Source organism: Bacillus sp. MYb78, assembly GCF_002975115.1.
Classification (GTDB): domain Bacteria; phylum Bacillota; class Bacilli; order Bacillales; family Bacillaceae_G; genus Bacillus_A; species Bacillus_A cereus.
On the sequence record NZ_PCOB01000027.1, the window covers coordinates 44,479 to 58,480 of the forward strand.

The following is a 14,002-nucleotide window of genomic DNA, read 5'->3' on the forward strand; positions in this document are numbered from 1 at the left end:
CATGTACTGAGGGGGAACAAGGATGAACTTAATTTTAATGGGGCTTCCTGGTGCTGGTAAAGGTACACAAGCCGAACAGATTGTAGCCAAGTATAACATCCCTCACATTTCAACAGGAGATATGTTCCGTGCAGCTATGAAGGCTGAAACTGAAATGGGTCTACAAGCAAAATCTTTTATTGATAAAGGTGCACTTGTTCCAGATGAAGTTACAATCGGAATTGTTCGTGAACGTTTAAGTCAAGAAGACTGCGTAAGAGGTTTCTTACTAGACGGTTTCCCACGAACTGTTGCACAAGCATCAGCTCTTGAAGAGATTATGAAAGATCTTGGCAAAAAAATCGACTATGTTTTAAACATTAATGTGGATTCAGGGTTGTTATTAAAACGCCTTACAGGCCGTCGCATTTGTAAAGAGTGCGGTGCGACTTACCACTTAGAATTCAATCCACCAGCAACAGCTGATGTGTGCGATAAATGTGGTGGCGAATTATACCAACGCTCTGATGACAATGAAGAAACTGTAGCAAATCGTTTAGATGTGAATATTAAGCAAACAAAACCTTTGCTTGATTTCTACGACGAGCTTGGTTACTTAAAAAGCATTAATGGTGAGCAAGATATCAATAAAGTATTTGCTGATATCGATGTTCTCATCGGAGGCTTAGCGTAATGATCATCTGCAAAACTCCTCGCGAGATAGAAATCATGCGAGAAGCTGGCAGAATCGTTGCTTTAACTCATCAAGAGTTGAAACAGCACATTACTCCAGGAATTACAACGAAAGAGCTCGATCAAATAGCGGAAAAGACGATTCAAAAATATGGTGCTACGCCATCTTTTAAAGGATACAACGGATTTCCGGGGAGCATATGTGCTTCTGTAAATGAAGAGCTTGTACACGGAATTCCAGGAAAGCGCAAGCTCAAAGAGGGCGATATCATCAGTATCGATATTGGTGCGAAATACAATGGGTACCATGGAGATTCTGCATGGACGTATCCAGTTGGAAACATTTCTGAATCTGTTCAAAAGCTACTTGATGTCACAGAAAAATCGTTGTATCTTGGTCTAGAACAAGTAAAACCAGGCGAGAGATTATCAAATATCTCACATGCGGTTCAAACCCATGCTGAAGAGAATGGATTCTCGATCGTTAGGGAGTATGTTGGTCACGGAATCGGGCAAGACTTACATGAGGACCCTCAAATCCCGCACTATGGTCCACCAAATAGAGGCCCTAGATTAAAGCCGGGAATGGTCATCTGTGTTGAGCCGATGGTGAATCAAGGAAGACGATATGTAAAAACACTATCTGATGACTGGACAGTGGTAACGGTAGATGGTAAATGGTGTGCCCATTTTGAGCACACGATTGCTCTTACAGAAGCAGGATACGAAATCCTTACCACTTTATAAGTAGCTGGCTCTCCGGGATTTCAGAGCAGTGTAAAATGTTACTGATTTGAAGAAGGGAGAACTATTGAATGGCTAAAGATGATGTAATTGAAGTCGAAGGTACCGTTCTTGAAACGTTGCCAAATGCTATGTTCAAAGTAGAATTAGAGAATGGGCATGTCGTATTGGCTCACGTTTCTGGTAAAATCCGTATGAACTTCATTCGTATTTTACCAGGAGACAAAGTTACGGTAGAATTATCTCCGTACGATTTAAATCGTGGTCGTATTACGTACCGTTTTAAATAATATAGCACTCCGTAATCTTTAAGGAGGTTCGAGACATGAAAGTAAGACCGTCAGTTAAACCAATCTGCGAAAAATGTAAAGTTATTCGTAGACGTGGAAAAGTAATGGTTATTTGTGAAAACCCTAAACATAAACAAAAACAAGGTTAATCAGAAGGAGGTGCATTCAGAATGGCACGTATCGCAGGTGTAGATATTCCTCGAGACAAACGCGTTGTTATTTCTTTAACTTACGTATTCGGCATTGGTCGCACAACTGCTGAAAAAATTCTTACTGAAGCTGGTATTTCTTCAGAAACACGAGTTCGTGATTTAACGGAAGACGAATTAGGACGTATCCGTGATGTTATCGATCGTATTAAAGTTGAGGGAGACCTTCGTCGTGAAGTATCTCTTAACATTAAACGTCTAATGGAGATCGGTTCTTACCGTGGTCTTCGTCACCGTCGTGGTTTACCAGTTCGTGGTCAAAATTCTAAAAACAATGCTCGTACACGTAAAGGTCCACGTCGTACAGTAGCAAATAAAAAGAAATAATAAGTAAAGGAGGTTGAACTAACAATGGCACGTAAAACAAACACTCGTAAAAAACGTGTGAAAAAGAATATCGAAGCTGGTATAGCTCATATTCGTTCTACTTTCAACAACACAATCGTAACACTTACAGATACTCACGGTAACGCGCTTTCTTGGTCTAGTGCTGGTGCACTTGGTTTCCGTGGATCTCGTAAATCTACTCCATTCGCTGCGCAAATGGCTGCTGAAGCTGCTGCTAAAGTTGCAATGGAGCACGGTTTAAAAACTTTAGAGGTTACTGTTAAAGGTCCTGGTGCTGGTCGTGAAGCTGCAATTCGTGCTCTTCAAGCTGCAGGTCTAGAAGTAACAGCAATTAGAGATGTTACTCCAGTTCCTCATAATGGATGTCGTCCGCCAAAACGTCGTCGTGTGTAATTTTTCTGTATAGAATTTTCCCTTTTGTCTATAATGGATATGATGCATTATCGAGAAATTTCGTACAGAAACATCGCTTGTTGTGCACAATCGGGAACTGCCTAAGGGGGACTTTCGGTTAGACAGGGGTTATACCTTTGTTTAACCGGGGTTTCGACGTTTTGAAGGAGGGTTTAGTTAATGATTGAAATCGAAAAGCCGAAAATCGAAACGGTTGAACTTAACGAAGATGCTAAATATGGTAAATTCGTAATTGAACCGCTTGAGCGTGGATATGGTACTACTTTGGGTAACTCCTTACGTCGTATTCTTTTATCCTCACTCCCTGGTGCCGCTGTTACTGCTATCCAAATCGATGGCGTATTACATGAATTTTCAACAGTTGAGGGCGTAGTAGAAGACGTTACGACGATCATCTTAAACTTGAAAAAGTTAGCTCTTAAAATCTACTCTGAAGAAGAGAAGACGTTGGAAATTGATGTGCAGGGCGAAGGTATTGTCACAGCTGCTGATATTACTCACGATAGTGATGTAGAAATCTTAAATCCAGATTTACACATTGCAACGTTAGCAAAAGATGCGCATTTCCGCGTGCGTTTAACTGCAAAGCGTGGCCGTGGGTATACGCCAGCTGATGCAAATAAAAGCGAAGATCAACCAATAGGAGTAATTCCTATTGATTCTATTTATACTCCAGTATCACGTGTGACTTACCAAGTGGAAAAGACACGTGTCGGACAAGTGGCTAATTATGATAAGCTTACGCTTGATGTATGGACGGATGGAAGCATCGGGCCAAAAGAAGCTATCTCTTTAGGTGCCAAAATCTTAACTGAGCATTTAAATATCTTTGTTGGTTTAACTGATGAAGCACAAAATGCTGAGATTATGGTCGAGAAGGAAGAAGATCAAAAAGAGAAAGTTCTTGAGATGACTATCGAAGAACTAGACCTTTCTGTTCGTTCTTATAATTGCCTAAAACGTGCAGGAATTAATACTGTACAAGAGCTTGCGAACAAAACAGAAGAAGATATGATGAAAGTTCGTAACTTAGGACGTAAATCCTTAGAAGAAGTTAAACATAAACTTGAGGAATTAGGTTTAGGTTTACGTAAAGACGACTGAGGATTTAAACCCATGAACAAAGGAGGGAACTACGAATGGCATACAGAAAATTAGGCCGTACAAGTGCGCAACGTAAAGCTATGTTACGTGACTTAGCTACTGATTTAATTATCAACGAGCGCATCCAAACGACAGAAACTCGTGCAAAAGAACTTCGTTCTGTAGTGGAAAAAATGATCACTTTAGGTAAACGCGGAGATCTTCATGCTCGTCGTCAAGCAGCAGCTTTCATTCGCAATGAAGTAGCTAACGCTGAGACTGGTCAAGATGCACTTCAAAAATTATTCGCTGATGTAGCTCCACGCTATGCTGAGCGCCAAGGCGGATACACTCGTATTGCAAAAATTGGTCCACGTCGCGGAGACGCAGCACCAATGGTAATTATCGAGTTAGTATAATGATAATTAAAAGGGCAGGACAGTTCTTTTCAAGAAACTGGTCATGGCCCTTTTTTTTAAATATAAAAATAGGCGAGCTTGGCGAAGGAAAGGGTGCCTTCTATTGAAAAAAGAGAAACTTCGGATAGGAAATATATCATTTCAATATCCTGGGGCAGCCACGTATGCATTAAAAGATGTTTCATTTTCCTTATATGAGGGAGAATGGGTATCTATTATTGGACAAAACGGTTCAGGAAAGTCTACACTTGCAAAATTATTGAATGGTTTGTTTTTGCCGGAAGCAGGGACTATTACAGTAAATGATTCAATGGTTTTATCAGAGGAAACGGTATGGGATGTTCGAAAACAAATTGGAATGGTATTTCAAAATCCAGATAATCAATTTGTTGGAACAACAGTGCAAGATGATGTTGTATTTGGCTTAGAGAATATCGGAATGCCCAGAGAACAAATGATTGAAAGATTAGAACAGGCCTTACGACTTGTCCGTATGGAAGATTTTCTTAATGATGAGCCTCATTCCTTATCTGGTGGGCAAAAGCAGCGAGTGGCAATAGCAGGCGTTTTAGCACTTCAGCCATCTATTTTAATATTAGATGAAGCAACGTCAATGTTAGATCCTCAAGGAAGACGTGAAGTAGTAGAAACGGTTAGACAACTTGTTAATCAAAAAGGTATTACTGTGTTATCAATTACGCACGATTTAGAAGAAGCGGCACAGTCAGATCGTGTCATTATTTTAAATAAGGGAGAAATATTAGAGGAAGGGACTCCAGAGAAAATTTTCAAGTCCTCTCATATGCTCCAAGAAATTGGCTTAGATGTACCGTTTTCGGTGAAAATAGCAGAATTATTAAAAAGAAATGAAATTATTTTGCAAAATACGCATCTTACAATGGAAAGCTTGGTGAACGAACTTTGGAGATTACATTCCAAAAAGTAGAACATCGTTATCAATATAAAACTCCATTTGAAAGACGCGCGCTTTATGATGTAGACGTGTCGTTTCCAAGTGGGGGCTATTATGCCATTATCGGTCATACTGGTTCAGGTAAGTCGACGATGATTCAACATTTAAATGGTTTATTGCAGCCGACAAATGGTACAGTTCAAATTGGTGAACATTTGATTTCGGCAGGAAAGAAAGAAAAAAAGCTAAAGCCACTACGTAAAAAAGTAGGGGTTGTCTTTCAATTCCCAGAACATCAGTTGTTTGAAGAGACTGTGGAGAAAGATATTTGTTTCGGCCCTACTAATTTTGGGGTATCTGTAGAAGAAGCGAAGCAAAAGGCAAGAGAGGCAATTGAACTTGTAGGGTTAGAGCCAGAACTGTTAACACGTTCACCGTTTGAGTTAAGTGGCGGGCAAATGAGGCGTGTTGCGATAGCGGGTGTATTGGCGATGGAACCTGAAGTGCTTGTATTAGATGAACCTACAGCAGGTCTAGATCCAAAAGGGCAGAACGAACTTATGCAGATGTTTTATAAGTTGCATAAGGAGAAGGGGCTTACAGTTATCCTTGTAACGCATAATATGGAGGATGCCGCTCAGTATGCGGAGCAGATTGTAGTTATGCATAAAGGAACGGTCTTTTTGCAAGGAAGTGCAGAGGAAGTATTTTCACATGCTGATGAACTAGAGAAAATTGGTGTGGATCTTCCTATGTCATTAAAGTATAAACGTGCAATTGAAGAGAAGTTTGGTATTTCAATTCCAAAGGCTACCTTATCTTTAGAGGATCTTACTCATGAAGTTGTGCAGGTGTTACGAAAAGGTGGTCATGAATCATGCAGCAGTTGATTATTGGGAGATATATCCCGGGGAATTCACTTATTCATCAACTTGATCCACGTACGAAGCTGCTGATTGTCTTTTTATATGTATTTGTTGTTTTCTTAGCAAATAATGCGATTTCATATGGATTTTTATTTTTATATGCACTCATTGCTTTATTTTTTGCAAAAGTGCCGATTCGTTATGTACTTTCGGGCTTAAAACCAATTTTATGGATTTTTCTTTTTACATTTTTCCTGCATATTTTTACAAATAAAGAGGGGGATGTACTACTCCAGCTTGGTTGGTTTTCGATACATGAAAAAGGATTAGAGCAAGGGATATACATTTCTGTACGATTCTTCGTTATTATTTTAATGACGACATTATTAACGTTAACGACGACACCTATTGAAATTACAGATGGTTTGGAGACGTTATTAAAGCCGTTGAAGCGTATAAAGGTTCCTGTTCATGAAATCGCATTAATGATGTCAATTTCTCTTCGTTTTATTCCGACATTAATGGATGAAACGAGTAAAATAATGAAAGCACAAGCATCACGTGGTATTGATTTCGCTGGGGGACCGATAAAAGATAGAATGAAAGCTATTATCTCACTGCTTGTTCCTCTGTTTATCAGTGCTTTTAAGCGTGCAGAGGACTTAGCTATTGCGATGGAAGCTCGTGGATATCAAAGTGGTGAAGGACGTACTAAATTTAGGCAACTACGCTGGAAAACAAGCGATACAGTAACGATTGTAAGCTTATTTTGTTTAGCTTGTATTTTGGCATGGGTGCGATCGTAATGGAGAATAGAGAAATGGATAGAATAAAATGTACGGTTGCATATGATGGCATGCATTTTTGTGGTTATCAAATTCAGCCGAAGCATCGTACTGTTCAACAGGAGATAGAAAAAGCATTACAGAAATTGCATAAGGGAGAACTTGTTCGTGTTCAGGCATCTGGTAGAACAGATTCTACGGTTCATGCAAAAGGACAAGTCATACACTTTGATACTCCTTTGTCTCTTGAAGAGTGGCAATGGAGTAACGCTTTAAATACAATGTTGCCAGATGATATTGTTATTAGGCAAGTAGAGAAAAAAACAGAAGAATTTCATGCACGTTACGGTGTCGAGAGAAAAGAATATCGTTATCGTGTATTATTATCAAAGACTGCGGATGTATTCCGTAGAAATTACGTATATCAATATCCATATCCGCTCGAAATCAAAAAAATAAGAAAAGCAATTCCGTATTTTATTGGAACGCATGATTTCACTTCTTTTTGTTCGGCAAAAACTGACAAAAAAGATAAAGTGCGAACAATTTATGAAATCGAGTTAATTGAGCAAGACGATGAATTAATTTTTCGTTTTGTAGGTAATGGATTTTTATATAATATGGTCAGAATTATTGTTGGTACGTTACTTAACGTAGGGCAAGGAAAGCTTGATCCTGATAGCATTCCAGAGATTTTAGCGAAACAAAATCGTCAGTTTGCTGGAAAGATGGCTCCAGGTCATGGGCTTTACCTATGGGAGGTAAACTATAACAACTAATCCTGGTGTAACATTTGCTTGACATTAGAAACTCAAAAGTATATCATAACATATGGTATTGTTTCTAAAACCACGATTAGCCCCGGAAGGAAATCGTGTTTAAGATAAACAATAGATTTTTTCTATGGAAAAGATAACGAGGAGGGAAACACATGCGTACGACTTTTATGGCAAAAGCTAACGAAGTTGAGCGTAAATGGTATGTGGTTGATGCTGAAGGTCAAACTTTAGGTCGCCTATCTACTGAAGTAGCATCCATTTTACGTGGTAAAAACAAACCTACATTTACACCACACGTTGACACGGGTGATCATGTAATTATTATTAACGCTGAGAAAATTCATTTAACAGGTAATAAATTAAACGATAAAATTTACTACCGTCACACTAACCACCCAGGTGGACTTAAGCAAAGAACAGCTCTTGAAATGCGTACAAACTACCCTGTACAAATGTTAGAGCTTGCAATTAAAGGCATGCTTCCAAAAGGACGCTTAGGCCGTCAAGTTTCTAAGAAACTTAACGTGTATGCTGGAGCAGAGCATCCACACCAAGCACAAAAACCAGAAGTTTACGAACTTCGCGGATAATTAATTAAAGGAGGGCTTACTTTGGCACAGGTTCAATACTATGGCACTGGACGTCGTAAGAGTTCAGTAGCGCGCGTACGCCTAGTTCCAGGCGAAGGACGCGTTATCATTAACGGTCGTGATTTTGAAAACTATATCCCATTTGCTGCATTACGTGAAGTAGTGAAACAACCTCTAGTTGCAACAGAAACTTTAGGTAACTACGATGTACTTGTAAACGTAAATGGTGGTGGATACACTGGTCAAGCTGGTGCTATTCGTCACGGTATTTCTCGCGCTTTATTAAAAGCTGATCCAGAATACCGTCTAACACTAAAACGTGCAGGTCTATTAACTCGTGACGCACGTATGAAAGAGCGTAAAAAATACGGTCTTAAAGGCGCACGTCGTGCACCTCAGTTCTCAAAACGTTAATTTTTGCGAACTACAAACCCCAACCATTTTGGTTGGGGTTTTTTTATGTTTCATTCCTCTTTTGTAATTTTTATAGCTTGGAATATTTTAGTGCTACCGCCGCGCGTATGCTTCTTCTTTAGAAGTTTAGACTAATACGTATTAGGGAGGTTTATAAGTACTATGAATGTCATTGTCAGCTTACAAGAAAAACAAAAAGAAAAGCAGTTAAAATACGAGCGGAAGATGTTGCGGGAATTATCATTAAAAACATTACGTTCAAATATTCGTGATGCCTTTCAAATGCAAGAGCTTCATCGTCAGTATGAAGATTACTGTATTGAATTAGGGATAGAATCTTATTTATTAGGAGCGAGATATAGTAAATTTGGTTATTATGGTGAATCGTTTTTTGATGTGAAATATAGAGCTTTAGAAGAAGAACAACAATTAACTGAAACGCTATTTCAATTTTTAACGAGTATGACTATGCGAGAAATAAAGTTGAAAGATGAGGAATTACTTTTTGAATCTTGTCAGCAGTTTATAGGATTGTGGTGGCAAGAAGGGTATGAAAAAGGTGAAAGAAGATATCGATTAAAGCTTCATTAAGACAAGCATAAACTTTCCTCTTGTCCCATATAAGTAATTAGAGGGACTAGCTGGAGGAGGAAAGGTATGAAGAGAATTCGAATTATCTCTTTTGCACTCGCTGCGGTTGTATTGTTTTTTTTAGTCAAACAAGAATTTCAAATTACAAAATCGTGGCGAGCTTGGAATTTACCCTTATCAGGGAAAGTAATTGTATTAGATGCTGGTCATGGTGGACCAGATGGAGGGGCTGTTGGAGGAAAGGATATTATAGAAAAGGATATTACGCTTGAAATTACAAAAAAGGTACAAGACTATTTACAAGAACAAGGTGCACTAGTTATTTTAACGCGTGAGGGAGATTATGATTTAGCTAACAAAGATACAAAGTCATATAGTAGACGTAAAGCAGAGGATTTAAAAAAACGTGTAGAAATCATCAATAAACCTGATGTAGACTTTTTTGCAAGTATTCATTTAAATGCTTTAACTAGTAGTGGATCGAAGGGCGCACAAACGTTCTATTACCGCTCTTCAATTGAAAATGAACGTGCTGCAAAATTTATACAGGCTGAATTGAGAACAAGTTTAGAGAACACGAATCGTTCTGCTAAGACAATTTCGCATGTGTATTTATTAAAGTATTCTAAAACACCAGGTGCTTTAATTGAAGCCGGCTTTTTATCGAATGTGAACGAAAGGTATATGTTAAATTCGGAGAAATATCAGCAAAAGGTAGCGGCTGCAATATACCGGGGTATATTACGCTATTTCACGGAAAAAGGAAATCCTCCAGAATAAGGAGGATTTTTTTGAGTTTCTCTCGTTAACGAAGTTTTCGGAAAATATGTTATACTGGAAATGTAAACGCATTTATTTCAAGAATAAGCAGAGATAAATTCAATTAACATTACGTTATTTTTCATACAGGGGGCTGGGCTAATTATGGTAACGAAAGAACAAGTGGTTGAAGCGTTAGAAGGGATTGTAGATCCGTTTTTACATAAAACATTAAAAGAAACAAGTGCAATTAAAGAGGTAACAGTCAAGCCTGAGAAGGAACATGTGAGTGTCAAAATTGCAATCGTAAAAACTGGTACAGCGGAACAAATGCAGTTGCAGTCTGGAATTGTAAAGTTATTAAAAGAACTTGGAGCAGCAACAGTTGGACTTCGTTTTGCAGAATTTACAGAAGAGGAATTAGCTCAGTTTGCACCAGAACAAGAAGCAGAGCAAAGTGAATCTTTATTGTCACCAAATTCAAAAACGACATTCTTAGCAGTAGCGAGTGGAAAAGGTGGCGTGGGAAAATCAACCGTTTCCGTTAACCTTGCAGTTGCTTTAGCTCGTTTAGGAAAAAAAGTTGGTATTATTGATGCGGACATTTACGGTTTTAGTGTGCCAGACATGATGGGGATAGAAAAACGTCCCATCGTAAGAGGTGATAAGATAATTCCGGTGGAACGTTTAGGTGTAAAGGTAATCTCAATGGGCTTCTTTGTAGAGGATAATGCACCAGTTATTTGGAGAGGACCTATGCTTGGGAAAATGTTAAACCACTTCTTCACAGAAGTAGAATGGGGCGATTTAGATTATTTAGTATTAGATTTGCCACCAGGCACAGGTGATATTGCGTTAGATGTGCACTCAATGTTGCCATCTTGCAAAGAGATTATTGTAACGACGCCGCATCCAACAGCTGCGTTTGTAGCAGCGCGTGCTGGAGCGATGGCATTACGCACTGAACATAGTATTCTCGGTGTTGTTGAGAACATGGCATATTTTGAAAGTAAGGTAACTGGTGAGAAAGAATATGTATTTGGAAGAGGTGGGGGAGATAAGTTAGCTACCGAACTACAAACAAATGTTCTTGGGCGTATTCCACTGCAACAACCCGATTGGAATAAAGAAGACTTTGCTCCTTCGGTATATGAAGATACACATACAACCGGCATTATTTATAGTAAAATAGCTGAAACAGTAATTGATAAAACAGCTGTTACACAAAAATAAAGCGAAACTTTAATCAGTGGGGCTCATCTGTTACTGGCAACAACTAGTAAACCTTTCGCTTAACTAGAGGGCCATTTTGTCTGTTAATAGCAAGATAAAGTAATAACGAGTGGACAATTTATACATTGTCCACTCGTTATTATAGTTATTATTTTTACTGTTCTTCCTTCTTCTCGCCTTGAGAACCGCCGTCACCGCCTGCTTCTTTCTTATCAGATCCACCTTTTTCAGCCTTTTGTACACCTTTACTAATGATATCAATCATCTTGGCTTGGAAGAGTGGACTTTCAGTAGTTTCTGTTAGTACTTGTTGTAGATATTGACGGTATTCTTTACTCTTCATTGTTTGTAACATCATTTTTTCTACTTCAGGATTTTTCATAATTTCTATAACGCCTGCTTGGTATTCAGGGTCTTTTAATAAGGTTTTCATTAATTGGGTTTGTTCTTTCCCCATACTTTTAGCAAACTTTGATGAGAACTCAGGATCTTTAAAGAGCTTTTCCCAGAATTGTTGCCCTTTATTGGATACCATGGCATCTTCAATCGTTTTCTTTACTACTGTTTCATCTAGTATGAGTGCTTGTTTCATTTTTTCATCAGTTAATACATCTTGAATAGCTTTCTTACCTTGATCTGTTTTTAAAATATCAACAATCATTTTCTTTGTTTGATCGTAATCTAGTTCGGATTTCGTTTCTTTTCCTTGTGCGCATGCTACAAGTGCGATAAGTAGAAAAGAAGAAACGAAAATGAATAGTATCCGTTTCATAAGTTGGAACTCCTTTCAGCACAGTTCTCTCTTTTTAATATAAATATCTTTAAGGAATTTATACATGAACATGGCTAGCTTTTTGAAATTGTCATTGATACAATTTAATTAGAAATATAAGGATAATGGGGGATGTGTTGTGAATAGCCGCAAGTGGGTACGACTATTTTTAACGACGTTGTTTCTTGGTGGGATTAGCACAGTTATTATTGGTTTTGTTTTGGAGTGGGACAGGTACAATGAATTTTTTCAAAATTTCGACGTTAAGGAGATTTTAGCGGTATCTTTCTGGTTGATGGGTGTAGGATTTATTTTTAGCGTTATAAGTCAAATGGGATTCTTTGCATATTTAACAATCCATCGTTTTGGACTAGGGATGTTTCGCTCATCGTCTTTATGGAATGCAGTCCAGCTCTTTTTTATTGCATTCGTATTATTTGATTTTGTGTATTTAAGATCTGTACTTATTGCAAATGGAGAAATCTCATTGGGGAATAACATACTTGTTGCTGGAATTTTATTTGTGTTTGGAGCAATTGTTGCTTATGTAAAAAGTAAAGAAACAAATAAAAAAGCATTTGTGCCAGCTCTGTTCTTTATGGTTGTTGTAACGATTCTTGAATGGGTACCGGCGCTTCGGATTAATGATACAGATTGGTTATATTTAATGGTTATACCGCTATTGTTATGTAATGCATATCAATTACTTGTATTACATCGTTTAATCGGAAAAACGAGTAAATCTGCTTAATAGAGAGAGGTTTTATATATCAGCAGTTATATTACTGGAAATGGTGTGATTAAAAAAGCTCTACCACCTTTTTGAAAGGTAGTAGAGCTTTTTATACGTGAAGAGTAGTAGGGACGAAGCTATTTCACATCTTCACTTTTCGTACTTGTGTTGGAAATAAGTTGTGATACGGATATTTGCTCATATCCATCACTTTTTAATTTTTGCAGGAGCAGCGGTAAAGCTCTATTTGTTTGAAGGGCAGAATCGGATGCGTGTAATAAGACAATATCTCCACCTTTCAAATTATTAGAGACGGTGGAAACGATGTGATTTACACCTGGGTTTTTCCAATCGTTGGAATTATTACTCCAATGCACGACGGTGTATCCAAGTGATTCTGCAATTTTAAGGGTTACCTTGTTAAATTCGCCACTAGGTGGACGTAACAGCTTGACTTGTTTTACCCCAAGTTTTGTAAAAACATCTTGTGCTCGTAAAAGGTCTCGTCTTATTTCGTTCGTCTCTAGAGAAGTATAGGATGTGTAATTGTAACCCATACTACCAATTTCGTGTCCATCTTTCATGATGCGCTCTACAATATCGGGGTGTCTTTCGGCCCATGCAGCAGAAAGGAAGAAGGTTGCATTCTTAATTTGTCTTTCTTTAAGAGTATCAAGGATTGGAATTGCTTTTTTGTCTCCCCAACTAATATCAAACGTAAATGCAACTTGCTTTTTAGCGGTATCTCCTTTGTAAATTACTTTAGGACCTGTAGCAGTTGAAAAAGCAGATTCATGTGAATATGTTTTTAAAAAGAGTAGCCATGCTGTAAATAAGGAAAGTATCACTATTAAGCTAATGTGTTTAAAAGTTCTCTTACTCGTAATAAAAAAGAAAAACATAATATTACGCCCCTTTGTCCAATCCTTTTCAGTTACATATATGCTGTAAATATAAAAAAGAGAACAAAGGATTAATATCGTAAGTAGTGGATATAATGAATGATAGGATTGTAATAAGTGAAAATGAGCGAAACGTTTATTGTTACGTAAGGAATTATTGAGGTGATCATTTGCTTGGGCTGATGTTGACAAAAGAAGAGAGAAAAGAGATGGAATACATATTAAAGAGAGAGTTAGAGGAACTTTTATTTGATTTTGAAGATGAGCGTATTCATGAAGTTGTAAAAAAGGCGATGGAAGAAAGATATAAAATCATTTTTTGTTTATTTCGGAGAGTAGCTAACGCAGAGGAATGTATTCGTTATGTAAGAAAAAGAACTTTTTATTAAAAAGTGTTGACGTTAATAGTTTGTATATGGTAAATTAATAAACGTCGCTGATGCGGAAACGCAGAAAACGACAAAAAAGAAATTGAAAAACTTAGTT

The 14,002-nt window shown here is 37.9% G+C and carries 21 protein-coding genes; 19 read left to right on the forward strand and 2 right to left on the reverse strand.

Features of this window, described 5'->3' with window-relative positions; genetic code table 11:
• Positions 1 to 22 precede the first annotated feature (22 nt).
• The 17 genes from CQ064_RS29465 (at position 23) to CQ064_RS29545 (ending at position 11,109) form a co-directional block, all read left to right on the forward strand.
• Positions 23 to 673, forward strand: coding sequence for an adenylate kinase (locus CQ064_RS29465; protein WP_001048997.1), 651 nt, complete (start codon positions 23 to 25; stop codon positions 671 to 673).
• Positions 673 to 1,419 carry a type I methionyl aminopeptidase gene (map, locus tag CQ064_RS29470; RefSeq protein WP_000582539.1) on the forward strand — a complete coding sequence of 249 codons (747 nt, stop codon included), beginning with the start codon at positions 673 to 675 and terminating at the stop codon, positions 1,417 to 1,419. Before CQ064_RS29465 ends, map begins: the two co-directional genes overlap by 1 nt.
• A 68-nt stretch (positions 1,420 to 1,487) precedes the next feature.
• Positions 1,488 to 1,706 (forward strand): translation initiation factor IF-1, encoded by a 219-nt coding sequence (gene infA, locus CQ064_RS29475; RefSeq protein ID WP_001029884.1) that lies wholly within the window; start codon positions 1,488 to 1,490, stop codon positions 1,704 to 1,706.
• A 35-nt stretch (positions 1,707 to 1,741) separates the two neighbouring features.
• Positions 1,742 to 1,855: a 50S ribosomal protein L36 gene (gene rpmJ / locus CQ064_RS29480; RefSeq protein WP_000868344.1), complete on the forward strand. Its 114-nt coding sequence runs from the start codon at positions 1,742 to 1,744 to the stop codon at positions 1,853 to 1,855.
• Positions 1,856 to 1,876: 21 nt separating this feature from the next.
• The gene (gene rpsM, locus CQ064_RS29485) at positions 1,877 to 2,242 is read left to right on the forward strand and encodes a 30S ribosomal protein S13 (protein ID WP_000090792.1); all 366 of its coding nucleotides are present in this window, start codon (positions 1,877 to 1,879) and stop codon (positions 2,240 to 2,242) included.
• A gap of 24 nt (positions 2,243 to 2,266) precedes the next feature.
• On the forward strand, positions 2,267 to 2,656 hold the full coding sequence (gene rpsK, locus CQ064_RS29490; RefSeq protein ID WP_000101797.1) for a 30S ribosomal protein S11: 390 nt from the start codon (positions 2,267 to 2,269) through the stop codon (positions 2,654 to 2,656).
• A 180-nt stretch (positions 2,657 to 2,836) separates the two neighbouring features.
• Positions 2,837 to 3,781, forward strand: a complete 945-nt coding sequence (locus CQ064_RS29495; RefSeq protein ID WP_000569643.1) for a DNA-directed RNA polymerase subunit alpha — start codon at positions 2,837 to 2,839, stop codon at positions 3,779 to 3,781.
• Between the two features lie 35 nt (positions 3,782 to 3,816).
• Positions 3,817 to 4,179, forward strand: coding sequence for a 50S ribosomal protein L17 (rplQ, locus tag CQ064_RS29500; RefSeq protein WP_000331490.1), 363 nt, complete (start codon positions 3,817 to 3,819; stop codon positions 4,177 to 4,179).
• 103 nt (positions 4,180 to 4,282) lie between these two features.
• Entirely contained in the window at positions 4,283 to 5,125 is an 843-nt protein-coding gene (locus tag CQ064_RS29505; protein WP_000711762.1) for an energy-coupling factor ABC transporter ATP-binding protein, read from the forward strand.
• Complete coding sequence (locus CQ064_RS29510; protein WP_000406539.1) at positions 5,101 to 5,982, forward strand: energy-coupling factor ABC transporter ATP-binding protein; 882 nt, start codon at positions 5,101 to 5,103, stop codon at positions 5,980 to 5,982. Before CQ064_RS29505 ends, CQ064_RS29510 begins: the two co-directional genes overlap by 25 nt.
• Positions 5,970 to 6,764 (forward strand): energy-coupling factor transporter transmembrane component T family protein, encoded by a 795-nt coding sequence (locus CQ064_RS29515; RefSeq protein ID WP_001186530.1) that lies wholly within the window; start codon positions 5,970 to 5,972, stop codon positions 6,762 to 6,764. The genes CQ064_RS29510 and CQ064_RS29515 overlap by 13 nt, the downstream gene beginning before the upstream one ends.
• Positions 6,765 to 6,778: 14 nt before the next feature.
• Positions 6,779 to 7,522: a tRNA pseudouridine(38-40) synthase TruA gene (gene truA, locus CQ064_RS29520; RefSeq protein ID WP_015055073.1), complete on the forward strand. Its 744-nt coding sequence runs from the start codon at positions 6,779 to 6,781 to the stop codon at positions 7,520 to 7,522.
• A gap of 152 nt (positions 7,523 to 7,674) precedes the next feature.
• Positions 7,675 to 8,112, forward strand: a complete 438-nt coding sequence (gene rplM, locus CQ064_RS29525; protein ID WP_001260795.1) for a 50S ribosomal protein L13 — start codon at positions 7,675 to 7,677, stop codon at positions 8,110 to 8,112.
• Between the two features lie 21 nt (positions 8,113 to 8,133).
• Positions 8,134 to 8,526, forward strand: a complete 393-nt coding sequence (gene rpsI / locus CQ064_RS29530) for a 30S ribosomal protein S9 (RefSeq protein ID WP_000079986.1) — start codon at positions 8,134 to 8,136, stop codon at positions 8,524 to 8,526.
• 162 nt (positions 8,527 to 8,688) lie between these two features.
• Positions 8,689 to 9,117: a DUF2521 family protein gene (locus CQ064_RS29535; RefSeq protein WP_001101005.1), complete on the forward strand. Its 429-nt coding sequence runs from the start codon at positions 8,689 to 8,691 to the stop codon at positions 9,115 to 9,117.
• A gap of 66 nt (positions 9,118 to 9,183) precedes the next feature.
• Positions 9,184 to 9,897, forward strand: coding sequence for an N-acetylmuramoyl-L-alanine amidase CwlD (gene cwlD / locus CQ064_RS29540; protein WP_000822439.1), 714 nt, complete (start codon positions 9,184 to 9,186; stop codon positions 9,895 to 9,897).
• A 144-nt stretch (positions 9,898 to 10,041) separates the two neighbouring features.
• The gene (locus CQ064_RS29545; protein ID WP_000256623.1) at positions 10,042 to 11,109 is read left to right on the forward strand and encodes an Mrp/NBP35 family ATP-binding protein; all 1,068 of its coding nucleotides are present in this window, start codon (positions 10,042 to 10,044) and stop codon (positions 11,107 to 11,109) included.
• Between the two features lie 154 nt (positions 11,110 to 11,263).
• Here the strand turns inward: CQ064_RS29545 and gerD are convergent, their stop codons facing one another.
• Positions 11,264 to 11,881 carry a spore germination lipoprotein GerD gene (gene gerD, locus CQ064_RS29550; RefSeq protein WP_000821603.1) on the reverse strand — a complete coding sequence of 206 codons (618 nt, stop codon included), beginning with the start codon at positions 11,879 to 11,881 and terminating at the stop codon, positions 11,264 to 11,266.
• 139 nt (positions 11,882 to 12,020) lie between these two features.
• Between gerD and kbaA the strand changes: the two genes are divergently transcribed.
• Complete coding sequence (kbaA, locus tag CQ064_RS29555) at positions 12,021 to 12,632, forward strand: KinB signaling pathway activation protein KbaA (RefSeq protein ID WP_001088531.1); 612 nt, start codon at positions 12,021 to 12,023, stop codon at positions 12,630 to 12,632.
• 119 nt (positions 12,633 to 12,751) lie between these two features.
• On the opposite strand, the gene pdaB is transcribed toward kbaA, so the two are convergent.
• Positions 12,752 to 13,516 (reverse strand): polysaccharide deacetylase family sporulation protein PdaB, encoded by a 765-nt coding sequence (gene pdaB / locus CQ064_RS29560; protein WP_000464718.1) that lies wholly within the window; start codon positions 13,514 to 13,516, stop codon positions 12,752 to 12,754.
• Positions 13,517 to 13,686: 170 nt separating this feature from the next.
• Between pdaB and CQ064_RS29565 the strand changes: the two genes are divergently transcribed.
• Positions 13,687 to 13,905 (forward strand): hypothetical protein, encoded by a 219-nt coding sequence (locus tag CQ064_RS29565; protein WP_000901145.1) that lies wholly within the window; start codon positions 13,687 to 13,689, stop codon positions 13,903 to 13,905.
• Positions 13,906 to 14,002: the final 97 nt, after the last annotated feature.

What these genes read in the sequence shown, in the direction of transcription:
- CQ064_RS29465 (WP_001048997.1), top strand. Translation starts at nt 23, where the DNA reads ATGAACTTAATTTTAATGGGGCTTCCTGGTGCTGGTAAAGGTACACAA.
- map (WP_000582539.1), top strand. Translation starts at nt 673, where the DNA reads ATGATCATCTGCAAAACTCCTCGCGAGATAGAAATCATGCGAGAAGCT.
- infA (WP_001029884.1), top strand. Translation starts at nt 1,488, where the DNA reads ATGGCTAAAGATGATGTAATTGAAGTCGAAGGTACCGTTCTTGAAACG.
- rpmJ (WP_000868344.1), top strand. Translation starts at nt 1,742, where the DNA reads ATGAAAGTAAGACCGTCAGTTAAACCAATCTGCGAAAAATGTAAAGTT.
- rpsM (WP_000090792.1), top strand. Translation starts at nt 1,877, where the DNA reads ATGGCACGTATCGCAGGTGTAGATATTCCTCGAGACAAACGCGTTGTT.
- rpsK (WP_000101797.1), top strand. Translation starts at nt 2,267, where the DNA reads ATGGCACGTAAAACAAACACTCGTAAAAAACGTGTGAAAAAGAATATC.
- CQ064_RS29495 (WP_000569643.1), top strand. Translation starts at nt 2,837, where the DNA reads ATGATTGAAATCGAAAAGCCGAAAATCGAAACGGTTGAACTTAACGAA.
- rplQ (WP_000331490.1), top strand. Translation starts at nt 3,817, where the DNA reads ATGGCATACAGAAAATTAGGCCGTACAAGTGCGCAACGTAAAGCTATG.
- CQ064_RS29515 (WP_001186530.1), top strand. Translation starts at nt 5,970, where the DNA reads ATGCAGCAGTTGATTATTGGGAGATATATCCCGGGGAATTCACTTATT.
- truA (WP_015055073.1), top strand. Translation starts at nt 6,779, where the DNA reads ATGGATAGAATAAAATGTACGGTTGCATATGATGGCATGCATTTTTGT.
- rplM (WP_001260795.1), top strand. Translation starts at nt 7,675, where the DNA reads ATGCGTACGACTTTTATGGCAAAAGCTAACGAAGTTGAGCGTAAATGG.
- CQ064_RS29535 (WP_001101005.1), top strand. Translation starts at nt 8,689, where the DNA reads ATGAATGTCATTGTCAGCTTACAAGAAAAACAAAAAGAAAAGCAGTTA.
- cwlD (WP_000822439.1), top strand. Translation starts at nt 9,184, where the DNA reads ATGAAGAGAATTCGAATTATCTCTTTTGCACTCGCTGCGGTTGTATTG.
- CQ064_RS29545 (WP_000256623.1), top strand. Translation starts at nt 10,042, where the DNA reads ATGGTAACGAAAGAACAAGTGGTTGAAGCGTTAGAAGGGATTGTAGAT.
- gerD (WP_000821603.1), bottom strand. Translation starts at nt 11,881, where the DNA reads ATGAAACGGATACTATTCATTTTCGTTTCTTCTTTTCTACTTATCGCA.
- pdaB (WP_000464718.1), bottom strand. Translation starts at nt 13,516, where the DNA reads ATGTTTTTCTTTTTTATTACGAGTAAGAGAACTTTTAAACACATTAGC.